General features: G+C 64.2%; 14 protein-coding genes. 9 read left to right on the top strand and 5 right to left on the bottom strand.

Features of this window, described 5'->3' with window-relative positions:
- Positions 1–13: 13 nt before the first annotated feature.
- Positions 14–1,345 carry an aspartate aminotransferase family protein gene (locus LB551_RS21870; protein ID WP_224660432.1) on the bottom strand — a complete coding sequence of 444 codons (1,332 nt, stop codon included), beginning with the start codon at positions 1,343–1,345 and terminating at the stop codon, positions 14–16.
- Positions 1,342–2,226 (bottom strand): MurR/RpiR family transcriptional regulator, encoded by an 885-nt coding sequence (locus LB551_RS21865; RefSeq protein ID WP_224660431.1) that lies wholly within the window; start codon positions 2,224–2,226, stop codon positions 1,342–1,344. Before LB551_RS21865 ends, LB551_RS21870 begins: the two co-directional genes overlap by 4 nt.
- Before the next feature lie 107 nt (positions 2,227–2,333).
- Between LB551_RS21865 and LB551_RS21860 the strand changes: the two genes are divergently transcribed.
- The 5 genes from LB551_RS21860 (at position 2,334) to LB551_RS21840 (ending at position 7,034) form a co-directional block, all read left to right on the top strand.
- Positions 2,334–3,563, top strand: a complete 1,230-nt coding sequence (locus tag LB551_RS21860) for an ABC transporter substrate-binding protein (RefSeq protein WP_140642466.1) — start codon at positions 2,334–2,336, stop codon at positions 3,561–3,563.
- 77 nt (positions 3,564–3,640) lie between these two features.
- On the top strand, positions 3,641–4,540 hold the full coding sequence (locus tag LB551_RS21855) for a branched-chain amino acid ABC transporter permease (protein WP_224660430.1): 900 nt from the start codon (positions 3,641–3,643) through the stop codon (positions 4,538–4,540).
- Between the two features lie 10 nt (positions 4,541–4,550).
- A complete protein-coding gene (locus LB551_RS21850) occupies positions 4,551–5,531 on the top strand; it encodes a branched-chain amino acid ABC transporter permease (RefSeq protein ID WP_224660429.1) in 981 nt (326 codons plus the stop codon).
- Positions 5,521–6,276 (top strand): ABC transporter ATP-binding protein, encoded by a 756-nt coding sequence (locus LB551_RS21845; RefSeq protein ID WP_224660428.1) that lies wholly within the window; start codon positions 5,521–5,523, stop codon positions 6,274–6,276. Before LB551_RS21850 ends, LB551_RS21845 begins: the two co-directional genes overlap by 11 nt.
- Positions 6,276–7,034: an ABC transporter ATP-binding protein gene (locus tag LB551_RS21840; RefSeq protein WP_224660427.1), complete on the top strand. Its 759-nt coding sequence runs from the start codon at positions 6,276–6,278 to the stop codon at positions 7,032–7,034. Before LB551_RS21845 ends, LB551_RS21840 begins: the two co-directional genes overlap by 1 nt.
- A 9-nt stretch (positions 7,035–7,043) precedes the next feature.
- Here the strand turns inward: LB551_RS21840 and LB551_RS21835 are convergent, their stop codons facing one another.
- Complete coding sequence (locus tag LB551_RS21835) at positions 7,044–8,459, bottom strand: amidase (protein WP_224660426.1); 1,416 nt, start codon at positions 8,457–8,459, stop codon at positions 7,044–7,046.
- A 74-nt stretch (positions 8,460–8,533) separates the two neighbouring features.
- On the opposite strand from LB551_RS21835, the gene LB551_RS21830 reads away from it, so the two are divergent.
- From LB551_RS21830 to LB551_RS21815, 4 genes are all read left to right on the top strand, one after another.
- The gene (locus tag LB551_RS21830) at positions 8,534–9,373 is read left to right on the top strand and encodes a 3-keto-5-aminohexanoate cleavage protein (RefSeq protein WP_411970958.1); all 840 of its coding nucleotides are present in this window, start codon (positions 8,534–8,536) and stop codon (positions 9,371–9,373) included.
- 214 nt (positions 9,374–9,587) lie between these two features.
- Positions 9,588–10,208, top strand: coding sequence for a (2Fe-2S)-binding protein (locus LB551_RS21825; protein ID WP_224660424.1), 621 nt, complete (start codon positions 9,588–9,590; stop codon positions 10,206–10,208).
- Between the two features lies 1 nt (position 10,209).
- Positions 10,210–11,229 carry an FAD binding domain-containing protein gene (locus LB551_RS21820; protein ID WP_224660423.1) on the top strand — a complete coding sequence of 340 codons (1,020 nt, stop codon included), beginning with the start codon at positions 10,210–10,212 and terminating at the stop codon, positions 11,227–11,229.
- Between the two features lie 2 nt (positions 11,230–11,231).
- On the top strand, positions 11,232–13,511 hold the full coding sequence (locus LB551_RS21815; protein WP_224660422.1) for a xanthine dehydrogenase family protein molybdopterin-binding subunit: 2,280 nt from the start codon (positions 11,232–11,234) through the stop codon (positions 13,509–13,511).
- Positions 13,512–13,712: 201 nt separating this feature from the next.
- Here the strand turns inward: LB551_RS21815 and LB551_RS21810 are convergent, their stop codons facing one another.
- Both LB551_RS21810 and LB551_RS21805 read right to left on the bottom strand, forming a co-directional pair.
- Positions 13,713–15,605 (bottom strand): ABC transporter ATP-binding protein, encoded by a 1,893-nt coding sequence (locus LB551_RS21810; protein ID WP_224660421.1) that lies wholly within the window; start codon positions 15,603–15,605, stop codon positions 13,713–13,715.
- A complete protein-coding gene (locus tag LB551_RS21805; protein WP_224660420.1) occupies positions 15,605–17,461 on the bottom strand; it encodes an ABC transporter ATP-binding protein in 1,857 nt (618 codons plus the stop codon). The genes LB551_RS21810 and LB551_RS21805 overlap by 1 nt, the downstream gene beginning before the upstream one ends.
- Between the last annotated feature and the right edge of the window lie 117 nt (positions 17,462–17,578).

Genomic DNA, 17,578 nt, shown 5'->3' with positions numbered 1-17,578 from the left:
AGCGTCTCGTGCGCTAGATAGCAATGCTGCCGATCGCGGCATCGACGGCGTCGCCCAAACGGTCGACGATGATGTCGACTGTGCTGTCGTCGACGATGAATGGCGGCGCAAGCAGGACGTGATCGCCAGCCCGCCCATCGACGGTGCCGCCCATGGGATAAACCATCAACCCCCGCTGCATCGCTTCCGATTTTATCCGGGCATGGACCTTCAGGCGCGGATCGAACGGGGCCTTGGCCGAGCGATCCGCGACAAGCTCGATGCCCTGGAAGAGGCCGCGCCCGCGAATGTCTCCGACATGGTGATGGTTGCCGAAGCGCTCGCGCAGCCGCCGTTCGAGCGTGGTGCCTCGCGCCGCGACGTTGGCAAGCAGACCATCACGCTCGATGACCCGCTGGACGGCGAGGCCGGCCGCGCAAGCGAGTGGATGACCGATATAGGTGTGACCGTGCTGGAAGTCGCTGCCTTGCGAAAAGGCATCGAATATGCGCTCGGACGCCAGCACCGCGCCGAGCGGGGCGTAGCCCCCGCCGAGCCCTTTGGCGACCACCATGATGTCGGGTGCGACGCCTTCCTGCTCGCAGGCATGCAGTGTTCCGGTGCGACCCATGCCGCACATGACTTCGTCGAAGATGAGCAGCACGCCGTGGCGATCGCAAATCTCGCGGATGCGCCTGAAATAACCGGGTGCGGGTGGCACGGCCCCGAGAGTAGCCCCGACCACGGTCTCTGCGACAAAAGCAATGACCGTTTCCGGCCCGAGTTCCTGCAGCTTCGTCTCAAGCGCATCGGCGGCGCGCAGGCCGTAGGCCTCGCTGCCTTCATCCGGCCGCTGATGCCGATAGGCGTAGCATGGTTCGATATGATGGTTTTCGATCAGCATGGGTTCGAACGGCGCTTTGCGCCAGGCGTTGCCTCCCACCGAAAGCGCGCCCAGCGTATTGCCGTGATAGCTCTGCTGACGGGCCACGAAGCGGCGGCGCTGCGGCTCGCCGCGCTCGACGAAATATTGCCGCGCCATCTTCAGGGCGGTCTCGATGCCTTCCGAGCCGCCGGAGACGAAATAGACGTGATGAAGATCGCCCGGCGCGTGAGCGGCAAGTTCGTCCGCCAGTTCCTCCGCCGGCCGGGTGGTGAAGAAGCTGCTATGCGCATAGGCGAGCCGGTCGAGTTCGGTATGCATCGCGGCAAGAACGGCCGGATGCTGATGGCCAAGGCATGAGACGGCCGCGCCGCCGGAGGCGTCGATATAGCGGCGTCCCTCGCTGTCGATGACGGTGACGCCATCGCCGCCGACGGCAACGGGATAATCGTGGTGGATCTGGCGATGGAGAATGTGCGTCATGACCGCTGCCTGGTTTCGTAGATATGCGTGGAAAGGGTGTCGAACTGACGTTCGACGTCGCGCATGGCGGCCAGCGCGCGATCGCCGGCGGCGGCCGCCAGGATCGCGGCCAGCGTTTCGGCGATGGCAAAGGCCGGTGCCATGGTGTGAAAAAAGGACGGGCTCTCGGTCGGCACGATGATGACGGCGCCTGCCCGGTTGACGAGCGGCGAGACGACGCTGTCGGTAATCGCCACGATTTCGAGCCCACGGCTGCGTGCATAGTCAACAAGTTCGACGGCCGCGCGCGTATAGGGCTTTACGCTGATCGCCAAAAGGACGTCGCCCGCTCCCGCTTCCCACAAAGGATCAGGTCCGGTTCCGCCGACCCCGTCAAGCAGACGCACCGCGCCGCCGGCGAGACCATAGATGTAGGCGAAATGGCACGCGACGGGGTAGCTCGACCGATAGCCCAGCGCATAAATGCGCTTGGCGCCTGCCAGTACCGAGGCCGCCCGGGTCACCGTCTCCAGCGTCGCCGCATCGCAAAGCTTCGCCATATGGCGCTCGAGCGTTTCGGCCAGCTCGAAGGCCAGAGCGCCGTCTCCTCCGCGCTTGCGCCGCGCCATCAATGCTTCGGCCTTGCCCAAAAACTCCTTCTCGCCGCGGCGGAGTTGCTCGGCGTAGAGGTCGCGCAGGCCATCGTAGCCGTCGAACCCCATGCGCTGGGCAAGCCGCGTCATCGATGCTGGGGTCACCCCGGCGCGCTGCGCCTGGACGCGCATGGACAGGAGGGCAACGTCACGCGGATTGTCGAGCACCCATTGCGCCGCCGCGCGAAGCTGGCGCGGCATCGTCTCGAAACTCTCGAGCAGGCGCGAGCGGAATGCGGGTTCCAACATGGGGCGAATTTACGCCGGCCGTTGACGGGCTGCAATGAATATTTCAATCTGCCAAAAACGAGCGTAGTGTTTCATTCAATCAGAAAACAAGAACAGGGGAAATTCGCATGAAACAGACCATATCCAGTCATTTGGGAGCGCTGGCGGCACTCGCGCTGGCTTCCTTGCCGTTCGCAGCCGCACCTGCTCTGGCCGAGGATCCAATCGCGCTGGGCTGGGTGGGGCCGCTGTCGCCGCCCGGCAACTATTCCGGCGGCCAGGAGATGCAATGGGCGGTGCAGCTCGGCGTTGACGAGGTCAACAAGGCCGGCGGCGTTCTCGGCCGTCAGCTGAAAGTGAGCTACGAGGACACCAAAGGGCAGCCGGCCGACGGCAGCGCGGCGGCGGTTCGGCTCATCACCAAGGACAACGTCGCCGCGATCTTCGGCGAATTCCATTCCTCGGTCGCCCTCGCCGAAATCGAGGAGGCGCACAAATACGGCGTCGCCTGGGTCGGCACCGACGTATGGGCCGATGCCATCACGGCCAAGCAGTATCCGGAAGTCTATCGTCTCGCTCCGGCCAACTCGCTCGTTTACGTCAAGGCAGCCGACTGGACGGTCGAGCAAGGTTTCAAGAACATCGCCATTATCGCCGAAAACACGGATTTCGGCCAGGGCGGGGCCAAGGTCATCGCCGATGAGCTGAAGGCCAAGAACGTCCCCTATACGCTGGCGACGATCGACCTCAACCAGCAGGATTTCACGCCCGCGCTGCTGCGCCTGATGAACCAGAGCCCGAGGCCTGATGCGATCCAGATGGTGATCGCCGGACAGGCACAGTATCAGCTCGTCAAGCAGGCCTGCCAGCTCGGCCTCGCACCGACTGCCGACACGGCCCTCATCGGCTCCTCGGGTCTGCTGCAAAAGGAAGTGTGGGAAGTCGACGGCGAATGCGCCAACAATCTTCTCATCGTCAACGTCGCACAGCCCAAGTCGCAATGGAACGACAAGGCCAAGGCATTCGTGAAGGCCTTCACCGAACGCTACAACAGGGCGCCGACCGGCGTGGCCATGGAGGCCTATGACACGTTCGGTGTCGTCGTCGAAGCGATCAAGAAGGCAGGCTCGGCCGACCGCGCGGCGATCGTGAAGGCACTGGAAGAGATCAAATATGAAGGGGTGAATGCCACCTACACCTTCCCGACCACCAAATCTCCCGACTGGGCTTTCCATCAGTTCGTCGACGTGCCGTTCACGATCATTCAATACACGGCCGTGAACCAGGCGCCGGAGGACGCGGCGATCGTCTATCCGAAGAAGTGGGCCACCACCGACAAGGTCATGCCCGGCAAATGAACGGCACGCCGGCGGCTCCATGGCCGCCGGCGGCCGCTTCGCTGGACAGGCGGCCGACAACAAGGTGATGTGAACCCATGAGCTATTTCCTCCTCCTGGCCGTCAACGGCCTTGTCATCGGCCTCATTTTCGCGCTGACGGCGGCGGGGCTCACTTTGGTCTTCTCGGTGCTGAAGGTCGTCAATTTCGGCCACGGATCGCTCTATATGCTGGGCGGCTACGCGTCCTACTACATCATTGCGTGGTTCCACGCGCCGCCGCTTGTCGGTGTCGCCGGCGCGATGGTGGCCCTGTTCATCTTCGGCGTGCTCTTCGAGAGGCTCGTCATAGCGCCGATGTATACCGACAAGGTCGAGCGCAAGGACGAATATGCCATTATCGTCACCTTCGGCCTCACCATTCTGATCACCAATCTCGGTCTTGTCGTCTTCGGTCCCTTCGCCAAGGCGCCGCCGTCCTTCATGACGGGAGCGCTGATCTTCGGTCCGTTGATCCTGCCTTACGACCGGCTGATCGCGGCGGTCGCGGCGGTCGTCCTGCTTGTTGGTCTGACGTTTTTCCTGAAGCGCACCTCGCTCGGCCAGGCACTCGATGCGGTCAGCCAGAGCCGCGAGTCCGCCGCGGTCATCGGTATCGATCCACGCCGCATGTATACCATCGCCTTCGGCATCGGCTCGGCGCTGGCGGGCGGGGCAGGGGCGTTGATCGCGCCGATCTTCGCCCTGTCGCCGTCGATGGGTGAGTTGCCTGCCGTGCAGGCCTTCATCATCATCGTGCTCGGCGGCATGGGTTCCGTCGGCGGAAGCATCACCGGCGGCATCCTGCTTGGCCTGGTGCAAGGACTGGGTGTCGGCTATCTGCCGGACCCCAATCGCGCGCTTGCCTATACGCAGGCGTTCGGAGCGCTGCTGCTCGTCATTGCGTTGCTCTTCCGGCCAACCGGCCTGTTCGGCCGCTCGCATCTGCGGCTGGAATAGGATCACGGCAATGATCCGTCCAACATTCTCGCAATCGGCCCAGGCGATGCTGTTCGTGGTGGCGTTGTTGGTGCCGTTCGGCGTTGGGCCGTACTGGACCCACGTCGGCGCCATCGCCTGGTACTATGCGCTGCTTGCCGCGAGCTGGGCGCTGCTTGCCGGTTTCGCCGGTCAGTTCTCCTTCGCCCATGTCGCTTTTGCCGCGCTGGGCGGATATGCCTCGGCCTTGTTCGTTGGCCAGGTGGGCATGCCGCTGCCGCTTGCCATTCTTGCCGCCATCGCTCTTGCCGTCATGGCCGGCGCCCTGATCGGCGCGCTCGTGCTGAGGCTTTCCGGACCTTATCTCGCCCTGTTCACGCTTGCCATTTCGGAAATCTTCCGCCTCGTGCTGGTCGCGGAGGAAGACATCACACGCGGCATGCTGGGCTTGCCGGTACCCGGCCTCTTTTCCGGTCGATCGGACCTGCCCTATTACTATCTCGGCCTTGCGCTCGTCGTCCTGGCGGTATTGGGAATGAACGTCTTGTTGGCGACCCGCGTCGGTCTTTTTCTGCGTGCCATCCGGGAAGACGAGGGCGCCGCGCGCGCCAGCGGAGTCGATACCACGCGCTACAAGATCCTCGTCTTCGTGGTAACCAGCGTGATCGCGGCGATAGCCGGCATTTATTACGGCCATTTCATCGGCATCCTGACGCCCAACATGGCTATCCTGCCGGAAATGGGTCTGGTCATAGCGATGGCGGTGATCGGCGGCATCGAAAGCCTGCCCGGCGCCGTGGTCGGCGCAGTCGTCGTCTTCCTGCTTTCCGAGACGCTGCGGTCCTACGGCGAATGGCGTTTCGTGTTGATGGGGCTGGCGCTTATCCTGGTGCAACGCTTCGCGCAGAACGGCCTGTATCCGATGGTTGAAAACTGGGCGCGTTTCCGCGCACGGCCGCGGGAACAAGCGCCTGTTCCTGCCGCTACCACCGAGGAACCCCATGCCGGTTGAGAGGGACACCAGTTTTTTCTCGGTCAGCGGGCTTGCCAAGCATTTCGGCGGCATCCATGCCGTTGAAGGCCTATCCTTTGCCTTGGCCCGCGGCGAAATTGTCGGGTTGATCGGTCCCAACGGCTCGGGAAAGACGACCACCATCAACATGGTGACGGGCGCGCTCAAACCCGACGGCGGTGCCATCCTCGTCGAAGGCACCGACATGGCGCGCTCGCCGGCTAATCTTTTCGCGCGCCGCGGTGTTGCCCGTACCTTTCAGGTTCCCCGCCTGTTCCGCCGCATGACCGTGCTGGAAAACCTGATCGTGCCGGCGCTTTCCGACCCGGCTGAACGGCGCGCCGCGGCAGAGGAGCGCGCCCGTGACGTTCTTGCTTTCCTGAGGCTCGATCATCTCGCCGACAGTTATGCAAGAGCGCTTTCGGGGGGCCAGCAGAAGCTGCTGGAACTCGGCCGGGCGCTGATGCTGAAACCGAGATTACTGCTTCTGGACGAGCCCTTCGCCGGCGTCCACCCGCGCCTGCTGGAGGAGATCATCGAGCACATAAGGAGCCTCAATCGCGACGGTCACACCATCGTCGTTGTCGATCACAACCTCGAGGCCATCCAGTCGGTCGTAACGCGCGTCATGGTGATGGCGCGGGGGCGCAAGATCGCCGACGGCGCGGTCGCCGAGGTACTGCGCAATCCCGAGGTCGTGCACGCCTATACGGGATCCCGCGGAACGCATCGGGAAGCACCATGATGGAATCAGCTTCCCTGGCATCGACTCCGCCGCTGGTCGCCTGCGAGAACCTTGTCGCGGGTTATACGCGCGACATCGACATATTGCGCGACGTTTCGGTCAGGGCCTGGCCTGGCCACATTTCCTGTGTCGTCGGGCCGAACGGCACGGGCAAGTCGACGCTTCTCAAGGCGTTGTTCGGCTTTCTGAAACCGAGTGCCGGCCGGGTGCTTCTGCGAGACGTGGACATCACCGGAAACCCGCCCTTCCGGATGCTTGGCCTTGGCCTGGCCTACCTGCCGCAGCGGCCGAGCCTTTTCCCTCATCTCTCGGTCGAATCGAACCTGAAACTCGGTCTCTGGCATGCAAGGCCGAAGAAGACGGTTCTGACCGAGAAACTGGAACATGTCTATGAGCGGTTTCCCGTCGTTCGCGAGAAACGCGCGCAGCCTGCCGGCCAGCTCTCGGGAGGCCAGCAGCGGCAGGTCGAGATCGCACGCAGCCTGATGGCCGATCCGTCGGTCTACCTGATCGACGAACCGACCGCGGGCGTCGATCCCCAGACCAGCGAGACGATCTACGACGTCGTCCGCGATCTTGCCCGCGAACTCGGCAAGGCCGTGCTGCTGGTCGACCAGGATATTCGCGCAGCGCTTGCCATCACCGACTACGTCTATGTGGTCAAGAACGGCACGGTTTTTTCCGAAGGCGCGCGCGCGGATTTCGGTGCCGACACCGACGCTCTCGTCGCACGTTGGCTGTATGCGAGCGGTGAATGAACGGGCAGCTTACGGCGTGGCGTAGCCCGGCGGCTGTTCGAACAGGCCGCCGCGCCGGATCTCGAGCGCCCGCCCGATCCTCAGCGCCAGCGGATCCTGGAAGCGGCGAACCGCGATCTGCAATCCTGCGGGCAGACCATTGACGAGACCGATGGGGACGCTGAGCGCTGCCAGGTCGAGGAGGTTCACCATGCGGGTAAACGTCCCGAGCGGCGTCGTTGTCTCATCGATGTCGGCCAATGGCGGCGCCGTAATCGGCGCCGTCGGCGTCAGGAACGCATCGGCGCCCTCGAAATCGCGATGAAACTCGATCTGCGCGGCCCGGCGCCTTGCGATCAACTCGTGATAAGCCGCAAGGCCGATTTCCCTGCCCTTGAGAATCCGCATGCGGATCGCCGTGCCGACGACGCTGTCCGTCGGTTCGACGTAGCGGCCGAGATGATGCCAGGCTTCGGCGGCCATGATGTCGCCGGCCAGGGCCTTGTAGGTGTCGCAAGATTGCGGCATCGGCATCCGATCGACCTTGGCGCCGAGCGCCTCCAGTTCGGCGACCGTGGAGTCGAAGCGGTCCAGTATGCCGGGGTCTACACCGGCAAGGTCCGCGGCCGAGGGGATGCGCAGGCGAACGCCCGATATGCTCCGCTCGAGTCCTTCGAGCGGCAAGGTCGGCGCCACCCCATAGGTTGCCGGATCGCCGGGATCGAGACCCTCGAGCGCGGCCAGCAGAAGGGCTGCATCCTGCACCGACCGGGTCATGGGACCGATGCTGTCGAAGGACATGGCAAGCGGCAGCAACCCGCCGCGCCCGACAAGGCCGAAGGACGTCTTCAGGCCCACGATTCCGCACATGGCGGACGGATTGCGGATGGAGCCCGTAGTGTCGGTGCCGAGCGCAACCGGCACCAGTCCGGCGGCGACGGCTACGCCCGAACCGCTCGACGATCCGCCCGGCGCGCGCGGGGTGGCGCTGTCACGCGGGTTCAGGGGCGTACCGGCGACCGGGTTGGTCCCCCAACTGCCGAAAGCAAATTCCACGGTGTGGACCTTGCCCAGCAGGATCATCCCGGCCGCGACAAGGCGTTCGATTGCCGTTGCCGTGGCGGTTGCGGGTTCGCCGGCAAGCGCTTTCGAACCTGCCAGGGTCGGATAGCCTTCGACGTCAAGCAGGTCCTTGGCCGCGAAAGGAATACCGTCCAGCGGCCCTTTCGAGGCGCCTCGACGGCGACGCTCGTCGGCTTCACCGGCGGCTTGGAGCGCAGCTTCGGGAAACAGCCGGACGAACGCATGCAGCGAATTGTCATGAACGCCGACACGATCCAGCGCGCGCCGGACGATCTCGGTCGAAGATGTGTTGCCATCGGCGAGCGCGCGGCCGAGTTCGGCGGCGGTGGCGAAGGCGGAAATCCCTTGGGCGGTGGCGTTCATGCTGTCCTACCTATGCGAGTCGGTGAAATGAAGCATGGAAAACCAGCTTGCGGGAGAGCCAATTGGGCCCGGAGATGAAATTGAAGCCGTTGCTGATCATGGTTGCGCCGAACGGAGCGCGCAGAACGAAGGCCGATCATCCGGCTCTGCCGATGACCGCCGACGAACTTGCCGAAACAGCGAGGCAGTGTCTCGCCGCCGGCGCCGCCGCCATCCATGTGCATGTCCGCGATGCTTCAGGCCGGCACACGCTTGACGCCGCGCTTTACCGGGATGCCATCGCGGCGATCCGGGAGCGGACGCAGGGCGTTATGGCGATCCAGATCACGACCGAAGCTGTCGGGCTCTATTCGCCACGCGAACAGATGGACCTTGTTCGGGCGCTTCATCCGGTCTCCGTCTCGATCGGCTTGCGTGAGATAATCAGCGATGGCGAGGCGGAGCCGGCCCGCTTCTTCGCATGGGCCGGCCGGGAAGGCATCGCGGTCCAGCACATTCTCTATGACCGGGCCGATCTCGACCGTTTCATCGATCTGCGGCGGCGAGGCATTCTGACGGAGCCCACAACCCCACGGCTGCTGTTCGTCCTCGGGCGCTATGCCGCCGATCAGGAAAGTCGGCCCGAAGACCTCGATGTCTTCCTTGAAGGGCTCGACGCGCATGGTCTTGAAGGCGCCGTATGGTCGGTCTGCGCCTTCGGACGGGGCGAAACCTTGGCGCTGACGGCGGCGATCGCGGCGGGAGGGCACGTGCGGGTCGGCTTCGAAAACTCTCTCTGGCACGCCGATGGCAGCCTCGCCCGCGACAATGCCGAACGGGTCGCCGCAATCGTCGAGGCCGCCGGTCGCACGGGACGCTCGATCGCTTCTGCCGCGCAGGCGTTTGATATTCTCGGAATTGCCCGCCAGCAGTGAGGGCCCTCGCACCTTGTTAGGGATCGGCCGCACGCCGAGAGTTCTGCAAATTCACTAGGACGGGCACGGTCTCGAACGGAGCGCTCCGATCCTGCATCCAAATCGGGCGGCTTGCCCTGCGAGCCGTCTTCCTTTTGCGTTTTATCGCGGATGGCCCGGAACAATGGCCCCAATGAGGGGTTTGGTCGCGACGTAGCCAGCGACGGAGCCAGCGATGTCCAAGCATGTTCCCCCAACCTCCTCCGGTCTCAGCAGACGAAACTTCATGACCGCGACCGTTTCCGCGGCTGCGGTGACTCCGTTTTTGGCCTCGACAGCCAGGTCCGAGGAGCCCCCGGCTGCTGCCGCCAAGCCATACGAGCCTGTCATGACAACACTGACCATCAACAAGCAGCCATACAATCTGGCGCTCGACAGCCGAACCAGCCTGCTCGACGCCTTGCGCGACCATGTCGGCCTGACGGGCACGAAGAAAGGCTGCGACCATGGCCAATGCGGCGCCTGTACGGTGCTGGTCGACGGCCATCGCGTGCTCTCCTGCCTCAGCTTCGCGGTGATGAACGAGGGCAAGGCGGTAACCACCGTCGAAGGCTTGGCGTCGACGGATGGCAGCCTGCATCCGATGCAGCAGGCCTTCATCGATCACGATGCGTTCCAGTGCGGCTATTGCACGCCCGGCCAGATCATGTCCGCGATCGGCTGCGTCGACGAAGGACATGCCGGTTCAGAGGACGACATTCGCGAATATATGAGCGGCAATCTTTGCCGATGCGCGGCATACCCGAACATCGTCGCGGCAATCGTCCAGGCCCGCGACCAGATCAGGAGAGCCTGAGATGCATCCTTTCGTCTATGAGAGGCCCGCCAGCCTCTCCGCGGCGGTCGCCGTCGCCTCGCGCTCGGCCACCAGGCATCCGCCGACGCAAGCCCCCGCACAGTTCATCGCCGGCGGCACCAATCTCGCCGATTATATGAAACTCGGCGTCGCCCGGCCGGAACGCCTGCTCGATCTGAATGGTCTCTCCGAACCGGCACTGCGGCGGATCGAGACCGGTGGTGAGGGTCTGCGCCTTGGCGCTCTTGTGCGGATGGGCGACGCGGCCGAGAATGCCGAGATCAAGCGTCGGTATCCGGTGATCGCGGAAAGCCTGCAACTGGCGGCAAGCGGCCAGTTGCGCAACATGGCAAGCCTTGCCGGCAACATCCTGCAGCGGACCCGCTGCGAATATTTCCGCGAAACCTCATGGCCATGCAACAAGCGCGAGCCCGGCTCGGGCTGCGCGGCGATGGAAGGGTTCAACCGCCAGCATGCCGTGCTGGGGACCAGTGAGAACTGCATCGCCACCTATCACGGTGATTTTGCCCAGGCCCTGATCGCGCTTGACGCCACGGTTCATGTACAGGGGCATGGCGGGCGGCGAAAGATCCCATTTGCCAGTCTGCATCGCCTGCCAGGAGACAGCCCTCACATAGAGACCGACCTGGCGCCCGACGAGATCGTAACCGCCATAGAGGTGCCCGCCGGCGCATGGACCAGGCGTTCGCGCTATCTCAAGATCCGCGATAGGCAATCCTACGCCTTTGCCCTTGCATCGGCCGCGGTCGCCCTCGACCTCGACGGCGAGACCGTGAACGAGGCGCGCATCGCGCTTGGCGGCGTCGCGACCGTGCCCTGGCGGGCGAGAGCGGCGGAGGAGACCCTGCGCGGCAAGGTGCTCGACGAGGCAGCGGCGGCCGAGGCGGCCGAAGCCGCGTTCGCCGAAGCCCAGCCGCGTCGGCACAACGCATTCAAGATAGAACTCGGCAAGCGAACCTTGATCAGGGGGCTGCTCGAAACCCGTGACATGAAGGTGTGATCATGAACGTCGCCGCTCCACAGCCGAAGGAAAATATGGGACAGCCGCTGCCGCGTATCGATGCGCGGCTGAAAGTGACCGGGCAGGCCGAATATGCGGCGGATCTCCCGGCCGCCAACATTGCGCACGCCGTGCTCGCGACGAGCAGCATCGCCAGGGGCAAGGTCGCCAGGCTTTACCTGGATGACGCGCGCTCGGTGCCCGGCGTGCTCGACATCGTCACCTATGGCGACCTCGACAAGGTCGAGACGCCGAAATTCGGCAACACCGGCGCGAGTTCTATCGGGCCGCTGCATGACAAGGCGATCTTCCACGACGGTCAGATCATTGCGCTGGTGGTCGCCGAGACCTTCGAGGCGGCCGAGGAGGCGGCGCAAAGAATCCGCGCGGACTATGCCGAGGAAAAACCGACTGCCGGTTTCGACATGCCGGGGACAAAGACCATCGACGCCGCCGGCAAAAGCCCGTTGTTCAAGGAAGACGTCAAGGCCGGCGACTTCGAGGCCGCTTATGAATCGGCCCCGCTGAAGATCGATGCGCGGTATTCGACGCCGACCCAGCATCACAACCCGATAGAGCTGTTCTCGACCACCGCTGTTTGGCAAGGCGACCAACTGACCGTTTACGAGCCCTCGCAGAACGTGACCGGCTGGAAGGTCGAGTTGGCGCGGCAATTGAGGCTCGACCCCGCGAATGTGCGCATCGTCTGCCCTAACGTAGGCGGCGCGTTCGGCTCGAAGGGGCCGATGACGGCGCGAACGGCCATCGTGGCTGTGGCCGCCAGGCGGCTTGGCCGGCCGGTGCGCTGTGTGGTCAGCCGCATGCAGGCGTTCGGCGCCCAGACCTATCGGGCCGAAACCCGGCACCGCATCCGCATCGGCGCCGGCAAGGACGGCCGCATCACTGCTTTCGGCCATGAAGGCTGGGAGGTGACCTCGAGACCCGATTCCTATGTCGTCGGCGGGACTTCGGCCACCGGTCGCATGTATGCCTATGGCTCGGTGCTGACGCATGTCTCGCTTGTGCAGGCGGATCGCAACACGCCCGGTTATATGCGCTCGCCGCCCGAGACGCCCTACGTCTATGCGCTCGAGAGCGCCATGGACGAAATGGCCGTCGCGCTCGGCATGGATCCGGTCGAATTTCGCCGGGTCAACGAGCCCCAGAAGGAGCCGATCGGCGGCAAGCCGTTCTCCAGCCGGTCGCTGATGAAATGCTACGATCAGGCCGCCGATGCCTTCGGCTGGTCGAGACGGGATGCGAAAGTCGGCTCGATGCGTGACGGCGACTGGCTTGTCGGCATGGGATGCGCGACGGCAGTCTACCCGACCGCGGCCGCGCCATGCGCGGCCCGCGTGCGCCTGACGGCCGAAGGAGACGTGCGCGTGCAGTGCGGCTCGCATGAAATCGGCACCGGTGTGCGAACCGTTGCCGGCCAGATGGCGGCGGAACGCCTCGGTGTCGACATCGGCAAGGTCGCCGTCGAGATGGGCGACAGCGCCTTGCCGCCGGCACCGGTATCGGGAGGTTCGATTTCCACCGCCAGCGTCTGTTCCGCAGTGCTCAAGGCGTGTGATGCTGTGCGCACGAAATTGTTCGCGGCAGCGGTCGCGGAGGGCGGGCCTCTTGCAGGCTCGCACAATGAAGAGCTGGACCTCCACGAGGGACGGATCCGCACCAAGGGCGGGGCATCGGCAAGCACTGCCGATATATTCAAGGCCATGCAGGTAGGCGCTATCGAGGAATATGCCGAATTCGCGCCGAAGGGCTCGACCCCCGAAGCGCTCAAGAAACTCTATGCCGGCCAGGCGGAATTCCACGGTGGCGAGTCCGATGCGGATTCGGTTAAATATGCGTTCGGGGCCGAATTCGTCGAGGTGCACATCAACAGTTACACCCGCGAAATCCGTGTGCCGCGCATTGTCGGGGCGTTCGCCGCCGGCCGCATCATGAACACGCGCACCGCGCGCAGCCAGTTGATGGGCGGCATGATCTGGGGCATTGGCCAGGCCCTGCATGAGGCGACCGAGATCGACACGCGCCATGCCCGCTACGTCAATCGCGACCTGCAGGATTATCTGGTACCGGTGAATGCCGACATCAGGGATCTCGAGGTCATACTGGTTCCGGAGATCGACCATGAGGTCAATCCGGCTGGTGTGAAGGGCCTGGGCGAACTCGGCAATGTCGGCACCGCCGCTGCCGTCGCCAGCGCCGTCTATCACGCGACCGGCAAGCGGATCCGCGACTTGCCGATCAGAATTGACGATCTGATCGTTTGAAGACCGGGGCGATGAGGAGTGCTGCGGCGCAACAGGCGCGGGTTTGTCCTCGCCCGAGTTCACTGCCTTGCGGATCGGGATGGCTGATGCGTCAGGAGACCTGACTGTTTCGTGCCAGGGTGATCCGCAACAGCCGGAACCCTTCGTGCCCCATCGGACGGAACTGACCGTAAGAGCGCTCAGCGTTGGGTCGATGCGCGATCACGTCGCCTTGCCGACGGCCCCATCCATTTCCATCTCGCCTTCCGAAATGTCGTCGAACGAGGCGTAGTTCATGTTGTAGAGGCGGGCGTAGAGGCCCTGTCTTTGCATCAATTGGTCGTGGTTGCCGCTTTCGACGATCTCGCCGTTCTGCAGCACGATGATGCGGTCGGCCCCGCGGATGGTGGCCAGCCGGTGGGCGATGACCAGGCCGGTGCGGCCCTCCAGCAGTTTTACCAGCGCCTTCTGGATCAGCATCTCGGTGTAGGAATCGATGCTGGCCGTGGCTTCGTCCAAGACAAGGATCTTGGCATCGGCCACCAGGGCCCGCGCGAAGCTGATCAACTGGCGCTGGCCGAGCGAGAGATTGCCGCCGCGCTGCTCGAGTTCGGTGTCGTAACCGTCGGGCAGGTCCTCGATGAAGTCGTGCGCGCCAACGGCTTGCGCGGCGCGCACCACCTCTTCACGGGTGGCATCGGTCTTGTGATAGCGGATGTTCTCCAGAACCGTGCCGGAGAACAGGAACGGCTCCTGCAGCACCATCGCCACCTGCTCGCCGAGCGAGTCCTGCGTGAGGTCGCGCACGTCATGCCCGCCGACCAGCACCTGGCCCGACCAGACATCGTAGAAGCGGTGCACCAGCGCCATCGAGCTCGACTTGCCCGAACCGGTCGGGCCGACAAGTGCCACGGTCTCGCCCGGATTGACGCGGAAGGAGATGTTCTTCAGCACCGGCAGGTTCTGCCGGTAACCGAAGGTGACGTTCCTGAACTCGACCGAGCCGTCCATGGTGCCCGACAGCGCGATGGCGCCTTGCCTGTCGCTGACCTCCACCGGCACGTCGAGCACTTCGGAGATGCGCTGCCCCGAGGCCATGGCGCGCTGCATGACGCTGTACTGCATGGTGAGAGAGCGGATCGGGTCGAAGAAGCGCTGGATATAGAACAGGAACGCCACCATGATCCCGACGTCGAGATTGTGCGAGAGCACCATGGAGCCGCCGACGACGATGACCGTGGCCATCGCGATGCCGGTCAGCGTGTCGACGATCGGCACCATCACCTGCGCGTATTTCGCCGACCTCAGATGCGCATTGAGATTGGACAGCACCTTCTCGTCATAGAGGTCGAAATTGACGTGCTGGCGTTCGAGACTCTGCACCGTGCGCACGCCGTGAATGCCTTCGGCCAGCGCGCCGTTGGCGATGGAATTGGTTTCGTGCGCCGCCATGAAGGCGACCTTGGCGCGCGGCAGCCAGAACAGGCGCACGATGAACAGCATCGGCATGGTCGACAGCGTCAGCAGCCCGAGCCGGAAATCGAGCCACAAAAGCACGCTGACGATGCCGAACAGCAGCACGATATCGCCCACCGACATGACCGACGTTTCGAGGAATTCCTGCATCGAATTGACGTCGCCCTGCAGACGCGACATCAGGCGGCCGACCTCGGTCTTGTCCATGAAACTCAGCGAGACGCGCTGGAGGTGACTGAACATGGCGCGGCGCAGATCCGACAGCACGTTCTCGGCTACCTTGCCGACGACGCTTTCCTGCACATGGCTGGCGGCATAGTTGATGAGGATGATCACGGCGAAGATGCCAGTCGCCCAGATCATCACCGACCGGTCGAGCCTGCCTGGCGCCATGCCATGGTCGATCGCGTAGCGGATGACCAGCGGGATCGCCAGTTGCGTCAGCGTGAACACCAGCACCGCCGCGACCGAGATGTAAATTCGCCCCTGATACGGGCTCACGAAGCTCCAGATACGCCGCACGATGCGCGGATCATAGGCTTTGCCGAAAACCTCCTCCTCGTCGCGGTGCGAGCCGACGACCGCCTTTGTCGGCCGCCCGCTTTTGTCTTCCTTCTCGTCATCGTCCTGCGTCGACATCACGCGGCTCCCTCGAGCCGGTCGTCGTCCGGCCGCAGCTGCAGGTCGTGGAGCGCGCGATAGCGTCCGCCGAGCGCCAGCAATTCCTCATGCGTGCCGCGCTCGACGATGCGGTCGCCCTCGACGAACAGGATCTGGTCGGCATGCATCAGCGAACTCAGCCGGTGCGAGATGATCAGCGTCACACGGTCCCTGGCGAAGCGCTTCATCGCCGCCCGGATCCGCTGCTCGGTGCCGGCATCGATCGCGGCGGTCGAATCGTCGAAAACCAGCACCGACGGTCGCAGCATCAGGCTGCGCGCGATGGTCAGGCGCTGGCGTTGGCCGCCGGAGAGCGACGCCCCGCGTTCGCCGACGACCGTGGTGTAGCCCGCCGGAAGCCCGATGATGTAATTGTGCAGCTGGGCATACTCTGCGGCTTGGCCGATGCGGGTCTCCCGCGCCCAGGGATTGCCATAGGCGATGTTGTTCTCGATCGAGGTCGTGAACAGGAACGCGTCCTGCTGTACCACGCCGACCGCCTTGCGCAGCGATTGCAGCGTGACGCCGCGGATGTCCTGGCCGTCGATGGTAATAGCGCCCGAGGTGACGTCATAGAAGCGCGGGATCAGGTGTGCGATGGTCGACTTGCCGCTGCCTGGCGGGCCGACGATACCGATCGTCTCGCCGGACCTGGCCTCGAAGGAAATGCCGGAAAGCGTCGGCCGCTCGCCCGCGCCCTCATAGCGGAAGCCGACATCCTCGAAGCGCAGCACGCCGTCGCTGATGACGAGGTCCTTGGCGTCGGGCGCATCCTTGATGTCGAGTTCGGCGTCGAGCAGTTCGAACAGCCGCGTGCCGCAAGTCGAAGCGCGCGCGAAGGAGTTGACCATCAGGCCGAGCTGGCGAACCGGCATCTGCAAAATGGTCATGAAGGTGAGGAACTGGGCCAGCGTGCCGACGCTGATCTGGCCTGCCATCACCTTCTGGCCGCCGAACCACAGCACGAGGCCCATGGCGGCCAGGAACGAGAAATTCATGGCGCTGGTGTTGCTGACGCGGATATCGACGCGCTCATTGGCGAGGTCCAGCGCGTTCTGCTTGGCCCGATCGAACTTTTCCATCTCATGCTTCTGCGCCGCGAAAGCGCGCACGACACGGATGCCGCCGAGGTTCTCGTCCATCACCCGGCTCAGCACCGACAGCCGCTCCTGCAGCATCAACCAGGTGCTGCGCAGCCTGAGCTGGGTAACCGAAGACCGCCAGGCGACGAACGGCACGAAGCTCAGGCTCAAGAGCCCGAGCAGGAGATCGGTGCTGATCAACAGATAGGCGCCGACGCCGATCAGCACGCCAAGCAGCACCACGCGCAGTATGCCGGTGGAAAAGAACATGCGCACGCCGTCGAGGTCGAGCAGGCCGAGCGTGATGAGGTCGCCGGTGTGGACCTTGTCGTGGAAGGAGAAGCTCAGCCGCTGGATTTTCTCGTAGAAGGCCAGGCGCAGCTCATAGCCGGTCCGATGGCCGACCGCCTCGCCAAAATAGTTCTGTGCCATCGTGAAGAGGCCGCGCAGGATGCTGACGACGAGCAGCGTCAGCGCCGTATTCCACAGCGCCTGCTCGGCCGCGGCATTTGCACCGGCAGCCACCACGCCTTGCGCCTGGTCGATGGCGCGTCCCAAGAGGCGCGGAATGAAAAGCTGCAGCGTCGCGGCGATGAAGGTCGAGACGATGGTAATGGCGACCTGCCAAGGGTGGCGCAGCGTCATGCGCATGATGCGCAGCAAGGTGCCGAGGCCCTTGCCCCAGGAGGCTTGCGCCACATGGGCAAACGATTTGCCGCGCCCCGCCGCGCTGCCGATTGCTTGCGTGTTCAAGGAAATTATCCAAACCGATCCGGACTTTAGCCCGGACGAATGAAACAGACTCAAATTCAAGTGGCGTGATGTTACGCGCCTCCCGCGCGGCCGTTCAAGGGCCAATGACGGCTTCGC

The organism is Mesorhizobium sp. BR1-1-2 (assembly GCF_020165435.1).
Taxonomy (GTDB): domain Bacteria; phylum Pseudomonadota; class Alphaproteobacteria; order Rhizobiales; family Rhizobiaceae; genus Mesorhizobium.
Note: the sequence above shows the minus strand (reverse complement) of the source record. Positions and strands in the feature narration are given on the sequence as shown.